This window comes from uncultured Tateyamaria sp., assembly GCF_947503415.1.
GTDB lineage: Bacteria > Pseudomonadota > Alphaproteobacteria > Rhodobacterales > Rhodobacteraceae > Tateyamaria.
On sequence record NZ_CANNDS010000001.1, the window covers coordinates 902,501 to 917,829 of the forward strand.

Annotated in this window: 14 protein-coding genes and 1 tRNA gene (1 of these 15 cut by a window edge); 8 read left to right on the forward strand and 7 right to left on the reverse strand. The window is 59.3% G+C overall.

Annotation, left to right across the window (positions count from 1 at the left end):
* The 3 genes from msrQ to Q1A32_RS04325 all read right to left on the reverse strand — a co-directional run.
* On the reverse strand, positions 1–171 hold the 5' portion of the coding sequence (msrQ, locus tag Q1A32_RS04315) for a protein-methionine-sulfoxide reductase heme-binding subunit MsrQ (RefSeq protein ID WP_299650007.1). 432 nt of this gene lie to the left of the window's left edge; only the first 171 of its 603 coding nucleotides appear in the window; its start codon is at positions 169–171; the stop codon falls past the left edge of the window.
* Positions 171–1,079 (reverse strand): protein-methionine-sulfoxide reductase catalytic subunit MsrP, encoded by a 909-nt coding sequence (msrP, locus tag Q1A32_RS04320; protein ID WP_299650010.1) that lies wholly within the window; start codon positions 1,077–1,079, stop codon positions 171–173. Before msrP ends, msrQ begins: the two co-directional genes overlap by 1 nt.
* 72 nt (positions 1,080–1,151) lie before the next feature.
* Entirely contained in the window at positions 1,152–2,645 is a 1,494-nt protein-coding gene (locus tag Q1A32_RS04325) for an FMN-binding glutamate synthase family protein (protein ID WP_299650013.1), read from the reverse strand.
* Between the two features lie 246 nt (positions 2,646–2,891).
* Between Q1A32_RS04325 and Q1A32_RS04330 the strand changes: the two genes are divergently transcribed.
* Both Q1A32_RS04330 and Q1A32_RS04335 read left to right on the forward strand, forming a co-directional pair.
* Positions 2,892–3,380 (forward strand): fasciclin domain-containing protein, encoded by a 489-nt coding sequence (locus Q1A32_RS04330; RefSeq protein WP_299650016.1) that lies wholly within the window; start codon positions 2,892–2,894, stop codon positions 3,378–3,380.
* Positions 3,381–3,491: 111 nt separating this feature from the next.
* A complete protein-coding gene (locus tag Q1A32_RS04335) occupies positions 3,492–4,334 on the forward strand; it encodes a ParB N-terminal domain-containing protein (protein ID WP_299650019.1) in 843 nt (280 codons plus the stop codon).
* Positions 4,335–4,683: 349 nt separating this feature from the next.
* Here Q1A32_RS04335 and Q1A32_RS04340 read toward each other — a convergent pair whose 3' ends face one another.
* Positions 4,684–6,357: an ATP-dependent endonuclease gene (locus tag Q1A32_RS04340; RefSeq protein ID WP_299650022.1), complete on the reverse strand. Its 1,674-nt coding sequence runs from the start codon at positions 6,355–6,357 to the stop codon at positions 4,684–4,686.
* Positions 6,358–6,668: 311 nt separating this feature from the next.
* Positions 6,669–9,284, reverse strand: coding sequence for an ATP-dependent chaperone ClpB (clpB, locus tag Q1A32_RS04345; RefSeq protein ID WP_299650024.1), 2,616 nt, complete (start codon positions 9,282–9,284; stop codon positions 6,669–6,671).
* A gap of 439 nt (positions 9,285–9,723) precedes the next feature.
* Between clpB and Q1A32_RS04350 the strand changes: the two genes are divergently transcribed.
* Both Q1A32_RS04350 and pyrF read left to right on the forward strand, forming a co-directional pair.
* Positions 9,724–10,035: an orotidine 5-phosphate decarboxylase gene (locus Q1A32_RS04350; RefSeq protein ID WP_299650027.1), complete on the forward strand. Its 312-nt coding sequence runs from the start codon at positions 9,724–9,726 to the stop codon at positions 10,033–10,035.
* Positions 10,036–10,231: 196 nt separating this feature from the next.
* Positions 10,232–10,933, forward strand: coding sequence for an orotidine-5'-phosphate decarboxylase (gene pyrF, locus Q1A32_RS04355; protein WP_299650029.1), 702 nt, complete (start codon positions 10,232–10,234; stop codon positions 10,931–10,933).
* A gap of 231 nt (positions 10,934–11,164) precedes the next feature.
* On the opposite strand, the gene Q1A32_RS04360 is transcribed toward pyrF, so the two are convergent.
* The gene (locus tag Q1A32_RS04360; protein WP_299650032.1) at positions 11,165–11,611 is read right to left on the reverse strand and encodes an NUDIX hydrolase; all 447 of its coding nucleotides are present in this window, start codon (positions 11,609–11,611) and stop codon (positions 11,165–11,167) included.
* 49 nt (positions 11,612–11,660) lie between these two features.
* Between Q1A32_RS04360 and Q1A32_RS04365 the strand changes: the two genes are divergently transcribed.
* Entirely contained in the window at positions 11,661–12,914 is a 1,254-nt protein-coding gene (locus Q1A32_RS04365; protein WP_299609167.1) for a DNA polymerase IV, read from the forward strand.
* Positions 12,915–12,917: 3 nt separating this feature from the next.
* Here Q1A32_RS04365 and Q1A32_RS04370 read toward each other — a convergent pair whose 3' ends face one another.
* Positions 12,918–13,778: an N-formylglutamate amidohydrolase gene (locus Q1A32_RS04370; RefSeq protein WP_299650035.1), complete on the reverse strand. Its 861-nt coding sequence runs from the start codon at positions 13,776–13,778 to the stop codon at positions 12,918–12,920.
* Positions 13,779–13,927: 149 nt separating this feature from the next.
* On the opposite strand from Q1A32_RS04370, the gene Q1A32_RS04375 reads away from it, so the two are divergent.
* The 3 genes from Q1A32_RS04375 to Q1A32_RS04385 all read left to right on the forward strand — a co-directional run bounded on the left by Q1A32_RS04375 (position 13,928) and on the right by Q1A32_RS04385 (position 15,304).
* A tRNA-Val gene (locus Q1A32_RS04375) sits at positions 13,928–14,002 on the forward strand.
* A 108-nt stretch (positions 14,003–14,110) separates the two neighbouring features.
* A complete protein-coding gene (ykgO, locus tag Q1A32_RS04380) occupies positions 14,111–14,236 on the forward strand; it encodes a type B 50S ribosomal protein L36 (RefSeq protein WP_005850168.1) in 126 nt (41 codons plus the stop codon).
* Positions 14,237–14,386: 150 nt separating this feature from the next.
* Positions 14,387–15,304, forward strand: coding sequence for a YeeE/YedE thiosulfate transporter family protein (locus Q1A32_RS04385; RefSeq protein ID WP_299650038.1), 918 nt, complete (start codon positions 14,387–14,389; stop codon positions 15,302–15,304).
* Positions 15,305–15,329: the final 25 nt, after the last annotated feature.

Below are 15,329 nucleotides of genomic sequence, written 5' to 3' on the forward strand. Positions count from 1 at the left end.
AAGCTGCAGTGCGATCTCACCCAGCTCGTGTTCCAGCGCCTTGACGGGTTCACGGCCAAGGCCCCCGGTCTGTGCCATATAAAGAAGTACAGGGACCGGAATCATGGACACTATATATAACGTCCATGTGGGGACCTTTCGGGCCGCCTGGTTGATCCGGTCCACAAGCATCAGTAATTCGCGCGCAGGTCCATGCCTTCATACAGGCTCGCGACCTCGTCCTCGTACCCGTTGAACATCAGCGTCGGTTGCCGCTTGGCAAACAGGCCGCCACCGACAACACGCTCGCTCGCCTGGCTCCAGCGCGGGTGATCCACTTCCGGGTTCACATTACTATAGAAGCCATATTCGCGCCCGTTCGACTTGTTCCAGCTTGTGGGCGGCTCATCCTCGGTCACGGTGATGCGGACAATCGACTTGATCGACTTGAACCCATATTTCCACGGCACCACCAAACGCATGGGTGCGCCGTTCTGGTTCGGGATGGTTTTGCCATAGATGCCGGTGGCCATCATGGTCAGCGGGTGCATCGCCTCGTCCAGACGCAGACCTTCGACATAGGGCCAATCCAGAACGGGGAAGCGGACGCCCGGCATCTCGTCGGGGCGCAGCGCCGTTTCAAAGGCCACGTATTTGGCACCGTCCTGCACACCGGCCATGGTCAGCAGGTCCGCCAGTTCAAAACCGTTCCACGGGATCACCATCGACCACGCCTCGACACAGCGGAAGCGATAGATGCGTTCTTCGATCGTCATAGCGTCCATGATCTGCGCCATGGAGTAGTCACCGGGATTGTCGACCATGCCATCGATCACAACGGTCCACGGCTCGGTCGTCAGCGTGTGCGCATTGCGCGCCGGATCACTCTTGCCGGTGCCGAACTCGTAGAAGTTATTATATTGTGTGATGTCTTCCCAGGAATTGGGCACCAGCGCGTCGGCGTCCTGGCTGCGCGCCATGCCAGCCGCGCCGATCAACCCAAGACCCAAAGCGCCCCCCATGATCTGCCGACGATTCATATAGGCCGCCATGGGCGTCGCATCAGCACGCGTGAGGGTGTTTTTCCAACGATGGGCCATTCATGTGTCTCCCGAGACTAAAAGCATCATGCCTCATAGATGGTTCCGCACGATTACGAAAATGATATCCGCTCACGGCCTTGTCACCGGGTTGTAACTCGGGGTGATTTCATTCAGCGGCCGTGACCTGCCATCGTCCTGCACGATGCGCACATGACGGCGGCGCATCATCCGCGGCTCGGCCACGCCTACGGAATGGGCAATGGTCTCGACCTCGTGGATCAGATCGCGCGCATATAAAGTGACCCGCTTTTCCTTGTCCTTGACCACCAGCCCCTTCTGGAACCGCTTGTCATGGGTGGTGATGCCGGTGGGGCATGTATTCTTGTTGCATTTAAGCGCCTGAATGCAGCCAAGACTGAACATGAACCCCCGCGCGGTGGTGATAAAGTCGGCCCCCGCCGCCAGCGCCCACGCCACGTCGCCGGGATTCACCAACTTGCCGCTCGCCACCACGCGAATGCGCTCTTTCAGCCCGGCCTGATCCCGCAGATCGACGACGGACACCAGCGCCTCCCTGATGGACATCCCCACCAGATCAATCAGCGGCATGGGCGCGGCCCCCGTGCCCCCTTCGCCGCCATCCACTGTAATAAAGTCGGGCGCGCACTCTGCACCGCGCGCATTTATGGCCGCAAACAGATCGGCAATCGGCCCCTCGGCCCCCACCACCGTCTTGATGCCCACGGGCTTGCCCGTCACCTCGCGAATGTGGCCGACCAGATCCAGCAGATCGTCCCAGTCGTCCACCTCGGCATGGCGGTTCGGCGAAATGCCGTCCTGTCCGACATTCAGGCCGCGGATCTTGGCAATCTCCTCAGTCACCTTGGCCCCCGGCAGGATACCCCCCTTGCCGGGCTTGGCCCCCTGCGCCAGCTTGATCTCGAACATGCGGACCTGTTTGTGGGCGGCCACCTCGCGCAACTTCTCGTCGCTCAGGTTGCCGTCCTCATCCCGCACCCCGAACTTGGCCGTCCCGATCTGAAAGACGATGTCGCACCCGCCTTCAAGGTGAAACGGGCTCAGCCCCCCTTCGCCCGTGTTCAGCCAGATACCCGCCTCTTTCGCCCCACGGCTCAGGGCCCGGACGGCCGGTTTCGAAATCGCGCCATAGCTCATGCCCGAGATATTGAAGAAGGACCGCGCCGTGAAAGGCATCCGCGCGCCCTCTCCGATGGTCATGGGGGCGGTGCGGGCAAACTGATCCTCCAGCGGCGGGAAGGCCGCATTCACAAAGATGGGTGTGCCCACGATCCCAAGATTGCGGGTCGATCCAAAGGCCACCGTATTGCTGACACCCTCACCCGCCCGCTTGATCCACTCCCGCTGCGCCCGGTTGAACGGCAACTCCTCGCGGTCCATCGCGAAAAAGTACTGACGGAAGAACTCGCCCAACTGCGAAAACAGATGCCGAAAGCGGCCAATGACAGGATAGTTCCTGCGAATGGCATCATGGGTCTGCACCCGGTCCACAACAAACATGACCACGGCAACCGCAGCAGCGATCCCGATCACAACAAAAAAGCTGAGGGCCATGACCTCAAGCACGGCCATTGCAAATCCCACGGGCAATCCTCCACTGATCTTTCCGCACTGTGCAAAGCACGCGGCACGGGCGCAAGTACAGGCGGTTTTCTGCCCGGCTTAACAAAGTCGTGAGTGGAAATGAAAAAAGCCCCCGGCTTAGGCAGCCCCGGCCATCCGTCAAGGCATGGTGGGAAAAATTTCCACGTGATCCAACGGCGCAAACCGCACGTTTCCTTCACGATGCCGCCTGACGGTAATCGCAACCTATCTACGGGAGACACCTTTATGATCCGCAAGACACTTCTGGCCACAGTCGCCACCGCCGCCTTCGCAACAGCCGCCATCGCAGGCTCGGCCAAGAAAGACATCGTTGACACCGCCGTCAGCGCAGGCTCCTTCGAAACACTGGTCGCCGCCGTGCAAGCGGCAGGCCTCGTAGACACACTCAAAGGCGACGGCCCATTCACCGTCTTCGCCCCCACGGACGAAGCGTTCGCGGCCCTGCCCGAAGGCACGGTCGAAAGCCTCCTGCTGCCCGAGAACAAGGACCAGCTGACAGCGATCCTGACCTACCACGTCGTGCCCGGCAAAGTGATGTCGACAGACCTGCAGGACGACATGGAAGCCACGACCGTCCAGGGCGAAGCAGTCACCATCGACCTCGACAACGGCGTGCAGATCGAACAGGCCAACGTGGTCAGCGCCGACATCGAAACGTCCAACGGCGTGATCCACGTGATCGACGCCGTGATCCTGCCCGAAGGCAACAGCTAAACCACGGCTGACATAACCGAAAAAGGGGCCCCACCGCACGGGGCCCCTTTGCTTTGCGCAACACACGCGCATCCGGCCTCATACTGCGCCCAGCAACCCAGAGGCCCAGATATGACCGACCCACTTCACACCATCCCCCTGTCCCAGATCGACGCAAACGCCCTGCCCCGCGACCGCGGCACGCATGACGCGCAGGCACAGACAGAGCTTGAACACTCCATCCTCACCCAAGGGCTGCGCCAACCGATCGAGGTCTGGAAACTCTCCCAACCGCGCGACGGGCACGAATACGGACTCATCTCCGGCTTCCGCCGCCTCGCCGCCGCCCGCGCGCTCAAACACGACACGATCCCCGTCTTCCTCCGCACACCCAAAGACATCCCCGACGCGCTCGCCTCCATGGTCACGGAAAACGAAATCCGCGCCCAGATCAGCCCATGGGAAAAGGGGCAGCTCATCCTCGATTGCATCCGGTCGGAATTGTTCGAGACCGAAGACGCCGCCATCGCCGCCCTCTTCGGCACACTCTCGCGCCAGAAAAAGGCGCGGCTGCGCAGCATCGTGCTGGTGGTGCAGGTGTTTGACGGCGCCCTCGCCACGCCGGACCGCCTGTCGGTCGCACGCATCGAACGGCTCGCCTCAGCCTTGCGCGCCGGGTGGGAAGACCTGCTGTCCGACACGCTGCGCACCTCAGGCAGCCACACGCTGGAGGGGCAATGGGCAGCACTCGACCCGGTGCTGACCGAAGCGCTGAACCCCCGCCACGACGACGCGGCCCCCGGCACCCCCCGCGCACCGCGCCGGTCGATCAAATTCGCCCAAGGTCTGCAAATCCGCCGCGAGCTCACCCGCACCGGCTGGATCCTCCGCTTCTCCGGCCGCGAAGCCAAGGTCCCGGGCCTCATGGACGACGTGATGGAGACAATCGAACGGCAGTTCGGATCAGAGAGCTAACCCGTAGGGTGCGCATTCATGCGCACCCCCGCGATCAAAATGCGGTCACACCCAAAAACCGCCCATCCCCCAAACCCGTAGGGCAGGGGTCTGCCCGCCATGTGGTGTGAGTTTGTGTGTCGGCTGAGCGCAGAACCCTAACCCCGCAAGGCAGGCAATATACCCCCCACCCCTCCGTAGGGCGGGCTTCAGCCCGCCATGTGAATTTTGCGTGTGTCGGGTGCGGGCAAGAAGTGGTCTTTGCGAAGTTTGGTGCCCCGCCCAAAGCGGGTCCTCGATAGAATTCGCAACAACAAAAGCAAATGGCAGCTAAGAAGCTTACCTTTTCGAGCAAGCCAATGAACGCTTCTTAAAAAGCCTTTGCTATCTTCTTGATTAGCTTTGCCATCTCCGGAAGGTCGGCGCTAGTCAGCGTACTCGTCTCGAATTTCCGAAGCGCAGCCTGTTTCAAGTTGCTTTTTGCTGATTTTCTTGCCGCGCCGTTCGCCGAACCAAGTGCCATTACGTCGTCAACGCATTCGTTATAAACCTGAGCCATAATCGTCTCCGGAAGCAGCCCTTCAATGCACTCTCGTCCAGGTTTATCAAGTCCTACGGCGCAAAAATCCTTGTCAGCCGCAAGTTCAATTGACTCCAGCTTGCGAACGACCTCACTTTTGGCATCTAGATCAAAAGTGATAAAGACTCTATCAAGGCGGGACAGCATGAACTGAAGAACCTGAGTATTCTTTAACGCATCTTTGCCGCCATACCCGACGACCTCAACATCATCCGGGAGACCGTAAATCTCAGGGAACTTAGTCTTTATAATGCTGAAGTACTCGACGTCAATTGCACCTTCCACCAAGACAATTCTAGAATTCGCCGAGCCAACAATCTTCTTCCATGGTATGAACTCATCCGATGTTACACCAAGGTTGTCGGCGAACGGTAACATCCAATCGTCGCCGGAAGTATCCACTCTTTCTGTTTCCTTAAGCTTCTTGCGCGACACTTTCCTCTCTAGGAGCAAGTTTGCCTCTGGAACCCTTTGATTCAACATATAGGGACTATGAGTCGTCGCTAGTATTTGAATGCCAAAGTCTTCTGCTAGATTATTCAAAACCTTTCCAAATTCAGCTTGAGCTGACGGGTGCAGGAAGCTTTCGGGTTCTTCAACGATTACAACCGGCGTTGATCTATTTTCAGACGCCTGCGACTTCCTAATTCGATCTGCTTCCAAAACGGAAATCAGCACCCGTGTTCGGTTTTGAGTGCCGGAACCCCATCCTCCCAAGTTAGCGTCGACGCTCTTGTCATTCAGCTTGACGTTCAGGGGAAATCGCGAGGATCCACCTCGGTCAAGCGTTGTCAATTCAACATCATAGTTTTCACCGAGTCGCCCTAGCAGCTGGCTCAGTTCTTCTTTGTGTTGCTTCGCTGCATTCTTTACTTTGTTCGAAAGGTTACGTTCCGCATCAGAAATCTTCTTTCGATCTTCTTGTGAGAAATGGGACTCTAGGACCTCGGTCATTTCGCCAGAGAAATAATACAGGCGCCTACTTGGTGCAGTGGAGTTGTGGACCACTAAGTTTGCGGCAGATTTAAGCTTTTTTGCGATTTCACTTGAATTTTGACTGTCTAAGTCGGTGCCGTTAACACGGCAGACCAGAGAGCTCTCCCCGTCCTTTGAGAACCTCTCAGTCAGCCTAACTCGCGCGACGTCCCCCTCAATCGGCAACGTCGCAAACTTTTCCACAACAAAGAAGACCTCAGCATCATCATGGCGATGGAGCTCTAGCCGCACCGACATTTCCATTTCCTCTGTCGACGACCATTGCGTGTGATCACGGGCAAATGAAAGCTGGTTTTCGCCATGTAGATATGGCCGATCCTCATCATCCAGAAAATGACGAATAATTGTTACAACAGCAGTCTTGCCCGCGTTGTTTCGTCCGCTCAAAGTGCAAAAGTTATCGACGAATTCGACTGTCAAATCTTCAAGCGTGCGAAAGTTCTTGGCGCCAACCTCACGTAATTTCATTTATGCTTCCGCTATTGCATTGCTCTGGTCGATCTACCTTAGCGCGTATATCGTCGTAGCGGAACACAGACATTCGACCCTTCTTGCTGCAAAGGTCAGCATTCCGCACGACCATCAGAATGTTAATGTCAGCTTAGGGCTGAGAAGTGCAATTAAAAGTATATCCCAAAGGGCAGCCTTCAACAAAAACCACCCACCCAAAACACTAACAAATCCTAAACACACCTCTGTAACCCATTGAAGTCTATGGGGGCGTTGGGTGTCCCAGCGTGGGACACCCCCCAAACGGCCCCATCCGGGGCCCATCAAAATCAGTGGACGACCGCATCCTCGGGGCGGGGGCGGTTGGTTCCCGAAATCCGGTCCCCGATGATCAATCCATCCGGCCCGGCCGACACCTCGACGACCTCTCCATCCTTGATATCCCCGGCCAGCAGCATCTCCGCCAGCGGGTTCTGAAGCGCCGATTGGATCACCCGTTTCAAGGGCCGCGCCCCGAAAACAGGATCATACCCCTCATCCGCCAGCCACTGCCGCGCGCCCTCATCCAGCGACAGCTCGATTTTCCGCGCCGCCAGCCGTTTGAGAAGCCGGTCCATCTGGATGTCCACGATGCCGTCCATGTCCCCGCGGGCCAGCCGATCAAAGATGATCGTCTCGTCCAGCCGGTTCAGGAACTCGGGCCGGAAATGCGCCCGCACCGCGTCCATCACATCCCGCCGCGCATCCGAAGCATCCGCCCCATCCGGCAGCTGACTGAGCGCCTGCGCCCCCAGATTGGATGTCAGAATGATCAGCGTCTGCTTGAAATCCACAGTCCGCCCCTGCCCATCCGTCAGCATCCCGTCATCCAGAACCTGCAACAGCACGTTGAATACATCCGGGTGCGCCTTCTCGACCTCATCGAACAGGACAACCTGATAAGGCCGCCGCCGCACAGCTTCCGTCAGCGCGCCCCCCTCATCGTACCCGACATAGCCCGGAGGAGCCCCGATCAGACGCGCAACAGAATGCTTCTCCATGTACTCGGACATGTCGATCCGCACCATCGCGTGCTCGTCATCGAACAGGAACTCGGCGACAGCCTTGGTCAGCTCGGTTTTCCCGACACCCGTGGGCCCGAGAAACAGGAACGAGCCCAATGGCCGGTTCTCATCATTCAACCCAGCCCGCGCCCGGCGCACCGCATTTGCAACCGCCCGCACAGCGCTGTCCTGACCAATCACCCGATTGTGCAGTTGATCTTCCATGCGCAGCAGCTTCTCGCGTTCACCTTCCAGCATTTTGGAGGTCGGAATACCGGTCCACCGTTCAACGACGCTGGCAATCTGCTCGGGGCGTACAGCCTCGGCGACCATCGCGTCGGTCTCGGTCCCTTCCGCCTCGCCCAGCTTGCGTTCCAACTCGGGGATCACGCCGTAGGAAAGCTCCCCGGCCTTCGCCAGATTGCCCTCGCGCTTGGCGATATCTAAAGCTGCGCGGGCGTGGTCCAACTCTTCCTTGATGTCACGGTCCGAGGCCAGCTTGTCCCGCTCGCCCTGCCATTGCGCCGTCATCTCGGCACTGCGCTCGGACAGGTCGGCAAGATCCTTTTCCAAGGTCTCCAACCGGTCCTTGGACGCCTGATCGTCCTCAAGGCGCAATGCCTCTACCTCGATCTGCATCTGCAGAATCTGCCGGTCGAGCGCGTCGAGTTCTTCGGGTTTCGAATCCACCTCCATCCGCAAGCGGCTGGCGGCCTCATCCATGAGGTCGATGGCTTTGTCCGGCAGAAAGCGATCTGTGATGTAGCGATGCGACAGGGTCGCAGCCGTCACCAGGGCGCTGTCCGAAATCCGTACACCGTGGTGCAGCTCGTATTTCTCCTTGATGCCACGCAGGATGCTGATCGTATCCTCGACCGTTGGTTCGACAATCATGACAGGCTGGAACCGGCGGGCCAGGGCCGCGTCCTTCTCTACATACTTGCGATATTCATCGAGGGTCGTGGCACCGACACAGTGCAACTCGCCCCGTGCAAGGGCGGGTTTGATCAGGTTTGCCGCATCCATCGCGCCATCCGATTTGCCCGCGCCCACAAGCGTGTGCATCTCGTCAATGAACAGGATGATCTCGCCTGCAGCCTCGGTGACTTCCGTCAACACAGCTTTCAAGCGTTCCTCGAACTCACCGCGATACTTCGCACCAGCAATCAGTGCGCCCATGTCGAGCGCCAACAGCCGCTTGTTGCGCAGACTTTCTGGGACGTCACCGTTCACAATGCGCAGGGCCAAGCCTTCAGCGATCGCAGTTTTACCCACGCCGGGCTCACCAATCAGGACCGGGTTGTTCTTGGTCCGGCGCGACAGCACCTGCATCGCGCGGCGGATCTCTTCGTCGCGGCCAATGATCGGGTCGATTTTACCCGCTTCGGCCCGTTCGGTCAGGTCCAGCGCGTATTTCTTGAGCGCGTCATAGCCTTCCTCGGCGCTCGCCGTATCGGCGGTGCGTCCCTTGCGAATGTCATTGATGGCAGAATTCAGCGCTTGCGGGTTCACCTTGCCCGCCTCCAGCGCGTCCTTGGCGCCAGATTTCACCATTCCAAGCGCCATCAGCACCCGCTCGACCGGCACAAAGCTGTCGCCCGCCTTCTTGGCCAGCGCTTCAGCCTCGGCCAGAACCTTGGCCGTTGCGTTGTCCAGATAAACCTGTGCGGCATCGCCCGTCACCTTCGGCATCTTGGCAAGGGTCTGATCCACATGGGTCAGCACACGCGCGGGGTCTCCGCCCGCACGGGTGATCAGATTGGAGGCGAGGCCCTGCTCGTCATCCATCAATGCTTTCAATACATGTTCGGGGGCAAGCCGTTGGTGGCTTTCGCGTGTGGCGATCGTCTGCGCTGCTTGCACAAAGCCGCGCGACCGCTCCGTGAACTTCGACAAGTCCATGGGCATTTCTCCTTTTTTAGCGCCCTTCTATGCCACGCCCTGCAAGAGGCACGCGGCCGTGTGGGCCTACGAGAACAAGATGGGAAACAGACCGCCGTTGCACAAGTGCCACAGGGGTATTTTCCACATCGTTTTTTGCAATCGCCCACCGCGTCCCGATTGACCCACACGCGTCACGCGAGGCGCAATTGGAGCGTCTAAATCAGGCCTTTCGGCAAAACCTTGCCGATTCAAAGGCTTAGCAAAACGCACTCAAACCATACGCATACGTCCCTAAATATTTAACAAAATCAGAATCTTGCGGATAATCAGCATCTTACCCTGAAACCGAAGGCACAGTTCCGTGAATCCACGTGAGCCTTGGTCCCCCTGAAATTCGGGAACTTCGAGCCCATGTTGAAAGTTACAAGAGCAGAACCACAAAATGTAGGTGACCAAAATGCAGACTGTTCCGTTGCAACTGAGCGATGTGATTTACAACGCCGCCACGCAGTCTTTCGAAGCACTCGTAACCGTGCACGACGCGCAAGGACCTCGCAGCTATGCCTGCGCCATCGACGCGCCGATCACGATGGAGTTTGAAGACGCCGCCGAGGGTCTTGCGACGCAAGCCATGCGCCGTCACACCCACGGGCGGTCTGATGCGGTGCATATGCCTACAGCAATGGCCCCGCGACGCACCAATCGGCTTGCCGGTTTGCGCCGCATGACCATCGACAAATTCGCGGTGCTGCGCCCCCGCGCAGCCTGACACTGCCTTTCCCGCCGTCCCCTTGGCTTTGCGCAACTTCTGTCCCCCGCGCAAAAGCCCGTGACAGCGGGAACACACAGAGACAGGTGCCTGCCTGCTAAGTCTCTGACACTGGCCCGGGTGCAACGCGCATCCGGGCTTTTTTTCGGCCTTGACCTGCCCTACACCCGCGCAAGGACAACGCGAGGGAAGATAGATGGCAGATGACCGGTTGATCGTGGCAATGGATGTGCCAAATGCCGTTGCGGGATTTGACCTGGCTGATCGGTTGGGCGATAGCGTCAGCTTTTACAAGATCGGTCTTGGCATGCTGACAGGCGGCGGTCTGGGCCTTGCCAATGAGCTGAAGCAAGAGCGTGGCAAACGCATTTTCCTGGACATGAAACTGTTCGACATCGGCGCCACGGTGGAAGCTGCCGTTCGTGGCTTGGCGCAATTCGACCTCGACTTTCTGACGGTTCATGGCGACCCACACGTGGTGCGCGCCGCAAAGCAAGGTGCCGCCGGCAGCGATATGAAGATTCTCGCGGTGACCATCCTGACGTCCTTGGAACGCGCGGACCTTAATGATTGCTTGATCCAGGCTGGCGATGTGGCGGACCTTGTGACCGAACGGGCGGGCCGCGCATTTGATGCGGGGGCCGATGGCGTTATCGCCTCACCACACGAAGCAGCATCCATTCGGGCGCTGCCCGAAGCCGACGGACGCTTGATCGTGACCCCCGGTGTGCGTCCTGCCGGGGCGGATGTGGGCGACCAGAAACGGGTTGCGACACCGGCCAGTGCCATCGCCAATGGCGTTGATCATATCGTGGTCGGTCGTCCTATCTGGCAAAATCCCGACCCAAAAGCCGCCGCAGAGGCGATTCAAAATGAGATGCTCAATTCGCAGGCATAGCCTGTCAAAGTACTGAGTTCACAAATCTTTTTGTCTCGCAGCACAACCATGCGGCGACCCCGGTGATCAACGGGTTGTGCCATTTGAGCAACGGGCCACAGTATATTGCAGGGTCAGGAATTCCTGACTCGGAGAACTCACGCAAAAGTGGTAGTTTACGTTAGGTGATACTCCCCGACGAACCGGCTCTTCCTGAGGTTCGTCACCTCCCCCCGCCCCGCGCGGGGGGCTTTATGTTGGGGGTCTCTCAATCGCAGCAGTCCGCACACCAGCCAGATAATCCCGCAGTCGTGGCTTGAATTGCGGCACCACACGCTCGTGATCCAGAAACGCCTGAACGTCCATCAGCGACCAGGCTTGTCCCTCATCCCCCAATTGGATTTCATCCGCCACGGTCGCGGGAACATGCGCTGCGAAAAACCACGAAATGTCCCCGCTTGAAGCGCCATAATCGCGCCCCCAGCGCACAAGGCCGGGATCAAGCGTCAGGGACAGCTCTTCCTCGGTTTCACGCAGCACGCATTGCAGTGGCGTTTCATCCCTTTCCCGCCCACCTCCGGGCAGGTCCCAGTGATTGGCCCACATTAGACCGGGCTTGTCGTCGCGCAGCAGGGTCGCCAGGCGGTCGCCCACGAACAGGGCCAGTTTTGCACCGATCAGTCGCCCGCCCATGTTCATTCCTCGACTGCTTCGCTATACCAAAGACCACTAGCCAAAAAGCCGCCACATGCCCAGCCTCTGCCGCGATTGCCTGACCACGTTTGACGCAGGATCCCGCTGCCCGTCCTGCGGGGCACCACGCGTGGTCAGCCATCCTGAACTGTTTGATCTGTCCATCGCGCACATGGACTGCGACGCCTTTTATGCCTCGGTCGAAAAGCGGGATGATCCCAGTCTGGAAGGCAAACCTGTCATCATCGGCGGCGGGCGGCGCGGCGTTGTCTCCACCGCGTGCTACGTGGCCCGTATCCGTGGCGTGCGGTCAGCCATGCCGATGTTTCAGGCCCTCAAACTCTGTCCCAATGCCATCGTCATCAAACCCCGCATGGACGCCTATGTCGAAGCCTCCCGCGCGATTCGCGAGATGATGGAGGAGATGACACCCGCCATCGAACCCCTGTCGCTGGACGAGGCATTTCTTGACCTCACCGGCACCGCCCGCCTGCACGGCAAACCGCCTGCCGTTATGTTGGCGCGGCTGGTCAAGCGGATGCGGGATGAGTTGGGGCTGACCGGCTCTATCGGCCTGTCCCACAACAAGTTTCTGGCCAAGGTCGCGTCCGACCTCGAAAAGCCGCATGGATTCTCGATCATCGGTGCTGCCGAAACCATGGACTTCCTGCGCGAAAAACCCGTGCGCCTGATCTGGGGCATTGGCCCTGCGGCGCAAGCGTCGCTCGACAAGGCTGGCATCCGCACCTTCAACGACCTTCTCCGTTGGGAACAGACTGACCTTGTCGCCCGCTTCGGGTCGATGGGTGATCGCCTGTGGCATTTGGCGCGGGGCAAGGACGCGCGTCGTGTCAATCGCAATGCGCCGATGAAATCCATCAGCAATGAAACCACGTTTGGTGAAGACACCAATGACCCGGACATTCTGGACGGCCACCTCTGGCGCATGGCTGACAAGGTTGCCAGCCGGGCCAAGGCCAAGGGCATCGCCGGGCGCGTGGTGACGCTGAAACTCAAACGCCACGATCACTCATCGCTGACGCGCCGGGTGTCTTTGCGCGATCCGGCACAACTGGCCGATACGATCTACCGCACTGCGCGTGGTCTGTTTGACCAAGTGGGCGATGAAGGGCCCTACCGGTTGCTGGGGTGCGGGATTTCGGACCTCGTGGATGCGGACAGCGTACATGCATCTGGCGATCTGTTGGACCCGGACGCCCGCAAGCGCGGAGAAGCGGAACGCGCCGCGGACGCCATCCGTGACAGGTTCGGACCAGATGCAATTGTGAAAGGGCGCGCTCTGCGCTGACCGCTACTCAGCCGCCAGCGGCAACCTGTTCTGTCCGATGGTCGAAATCTCTGCCACGACCGCGCGCAACCGATCCCGCACATTCTCAAAGTCGGCATTTGGCTTGATCAGACGCTCGTTCATGTAAAGCGACCGGTCAATTTCGACCTGAACGGCATGCTGGTTGCGGGATGGTCTGCCGTAAGCCTGCGTCACGTAGGCACCGGCAAAGGGCGCGTTGCGCGCCACGGTGAAGCCTGCCGACGCAAAGGATGCCTCGACCAGATCGACAATCTCGCCTCCGGCAGCGGCACCAAACCGGTCGCCCAGAACAACGTCGGGGCGCTTCCGGGCACCTTGGGCGATACCGTCCATCGCCTCATGCGGCATGGAGTGGCAATCGATCAGAACGGCCAATCCATGATGCTGATGCGCGCCATTCAACAGCTTCTGAAGCATTTGGTGGTAGGGCCGCCAATACAGCTCGATCCGCCGCTCGGCCTCGCGCAAGGGCAGCTTCCCGCGATAGATCACGCGGCCATTGGCCACCACCCGAGGGATCACACCAAGACCGCTGGCAATGCGCGGGTTGTGCCCCTGACGGCGCACACCTTCGATCAACGCCGGGTCCAATTCATCCGCACTGCGGTTGAGATCCACGAATGCACGCGGCGCGCCAGCCTTCAACAAGGGGGCACCGTATTGCGCGCTCATTTCGAACAGCTTGTCGACAAAGGCATCTTCGGACGACCGCACCGTGTGCTCGTCGAGGGCCGTGCGGCGCAGAAAGCTCCACGGGTAATCGCGCCCGGAATGGGGCGATGCAAACACCACGCAGGATGTCCGGCGTTCCGGGTGCAGAACTTCGTATGCGACCTTTGGCATGGGTCCTCCTCTGTCCACCAACATAGCCCGACAAACACGAAATCCAAAAGCCCTTGATCCCGCTTCCGACTCCTTTTATACGCCCCTCACCCGGCGCGGATTTCCGCGCCCGCTTTTATTGTGGGCAAGGCATCCGGGACGGTCAAAGTGGGCGATTAGCTCAGCGGTAGAGCACTTCGTTGACATCGAAGGGGTCACAAGTTCGATCCTTGTATCGCCCACCACCGATTTCGCCAACCGGGGCTTCCCCGCACGGCACCAGACACCGGCACGCATGTGCCGAAATGCAACCCGGCGCTGCTTCGCGCCATGAAATTAAGGGAAGAAGCGCCATGAAGGTTCGCAACTCGCTCCGTTCGCTCAAAAACCGGCACCGTGATTGCCGTGTTGTGCGTCGCAAGGGCCGCGTCTACGTCATCAACAAGACGCAGCGCCGGTTCAAAGCCCGCCAGGGCTAAGCCCCGCACAATTCGAGAATTCGTCAAACCGCTCCCATTCGGGGGCGGTTTTTCTTTTGCACGGTGTTTTGTGTTGCCACAATTCCAAGTCTGCCTGTTTAACTCGACATGTTGACCGCTTGATTGCGCTGGCACCGAACAAGGCACTTGATGACGAACGCTCTGACAATACTGGCCGCCTTCATTCTTGGCTTCGCCCTGTCACGCGCGTCCACCTGCACGGTTGCCGCAACAATGCGCCTGGTGCATCAGCGCAAATTTGACTGGCTTTTGGGCATAGCAGTCGCCGTCAGCTGGTCGGCCCTTGCGTTGTTTCTGATCCGCTTGGTGTTTTCGGACAGCATGGCAGCACCCCAAGCGTTTGCGATCAACGCGACCCTTGTGGCCGCCGCCATCATCATGGGCGTCGGGGCGTGGATGAACAGCGGGTGCTTCATCGGGTCGGTGGGCCGCGTCAGCAGCGGTAACCTGTCCTTTGTAGCCACCTTTCTGGGACTCGCCGCGTCACAGATGCTGAGCGATGTTGTCCACCAATCGAACTTTGCATCGATGGAACCCGTCGCGCGCTTGTCCACACAGTCCGGCGCGCCGTTCTGGGGTTTCGTCGCCACCTTCGCAGCCCTTCTGGGATGGAGCGTTTGGCGCATCACCCGGCGCAGGCAGCAGGCCATTATTGCTCTGGCCACAATGGGTGCTGCGGCGGCCATCGTCTATTCGCTGCAACCCAGTTGGAGCTACGAGGCCCTGATCGGGCGTCTCGTACATGGTGAGAACGTCCTGAACGATCTTGTGGTGGTTCTGACCGTTGCAGCCCTCTTTGCCGGTGCCACGATTTCAGCCGCCTTGAACCAGAAGTTTCAACTGACCCATATGGGTGTGATCGGAACGATTTCGTGTTTTCTGGGTGGTCTGCTGATGGGCCTCGGCGCGCAGCTCATGCCCGGTGGCAACGACACTCTGATCCTCTGGGTCATTCCCAGCTTTGCGTTCCATGCGCTGGTTGCCTACCTGTTGATGATTGCAACGGTCGCACTGCTTCTCATGATCAAACCGCCCCCTGCGGCCTAGAGCCGAGGGGGCGGTCTGTGAGTGG

Coding starts and splice junctions, on each gene's coding strand:
- Q1A32_RS04365 (WP_299609167.1), top strand. CDS start 11,661: ATGCCCAGCCTCTGCCGCGATTGCCTGACCACGTTTGACGCAGGATCC.
- pyrF (WP_299650029.1), top strand. CDS start 10,232: ATGGCAGATGACCGGTTGATCGTGGCAATGGATGTGCCAAATGCCGTT.
- Q1A32_RS04360 (WP_299650032.1), bottom strand. CDS start 11,611: ATGAACATGGGCGGGCGACTGATCGGTGCAAAACTGGCCCTGTTCGTG.
- Q1A32_RS04330 (WP_299650016.1), top strand. CDS start 2,892: ATGATCCGCAAGACACTTCTGGCCACAGTCGCCACCGCCGCCTTCGCA.
- Q1A32_RS04370 (WP_299650035.1), bottom strand. CDS start 13,778: ATGCCAAAGGTCGCATACGAAGTTCTGCACCCGGAACGCCGGACATCC.
- msrP (WP_299650010.1), bottom strand. CDS start 1,079: ATGGCCCATCGTTGGAAAAACACCCTCACGCGTGCTGATGCGACGCCC.
- Q1A32_RS04340 (WP_299650022.1), bottom strand. CDS start 6,357: ATGAAATTACGTGAGGTTGGCGCCAAGAACTTTCGCACGCTTGAAGAT.
- Q1A32_RS04335 (WP_299650019.1), top strand. CDS start 3,492: ATGACCGACCCACTTCACACCATCCCCCTGTCCCAGATCGACGCAAAC.
- Q1A32_RS04385 (WP_299650038.1), top strand. CDS start 14,387: ATGACGAACGCTCTGACAATACTGGCCGCCTTCATTCTTGGCTTCGCC.
- ykgO (WP_005850168.1), top strand. CDS start 14,111: ATGAAGGTTCGCAACTCGCTCCGTTCGCTCAAAAACCGGCACCGTGAT.
- Q1A32_RS04350 (WP_299650027.1), top strand. CDS start 9,724: ATGCAGACTGTTCCGTTGCAACTGAGCGATGTGATTTACAACGCCGCC.
- clpB (WP_299650024.1), bottom strand. CDS start 9,284: ATGGACTTGTCGAAGTTCACGGAGCGGTCGCGCGGCTTTGTGCAAGCA.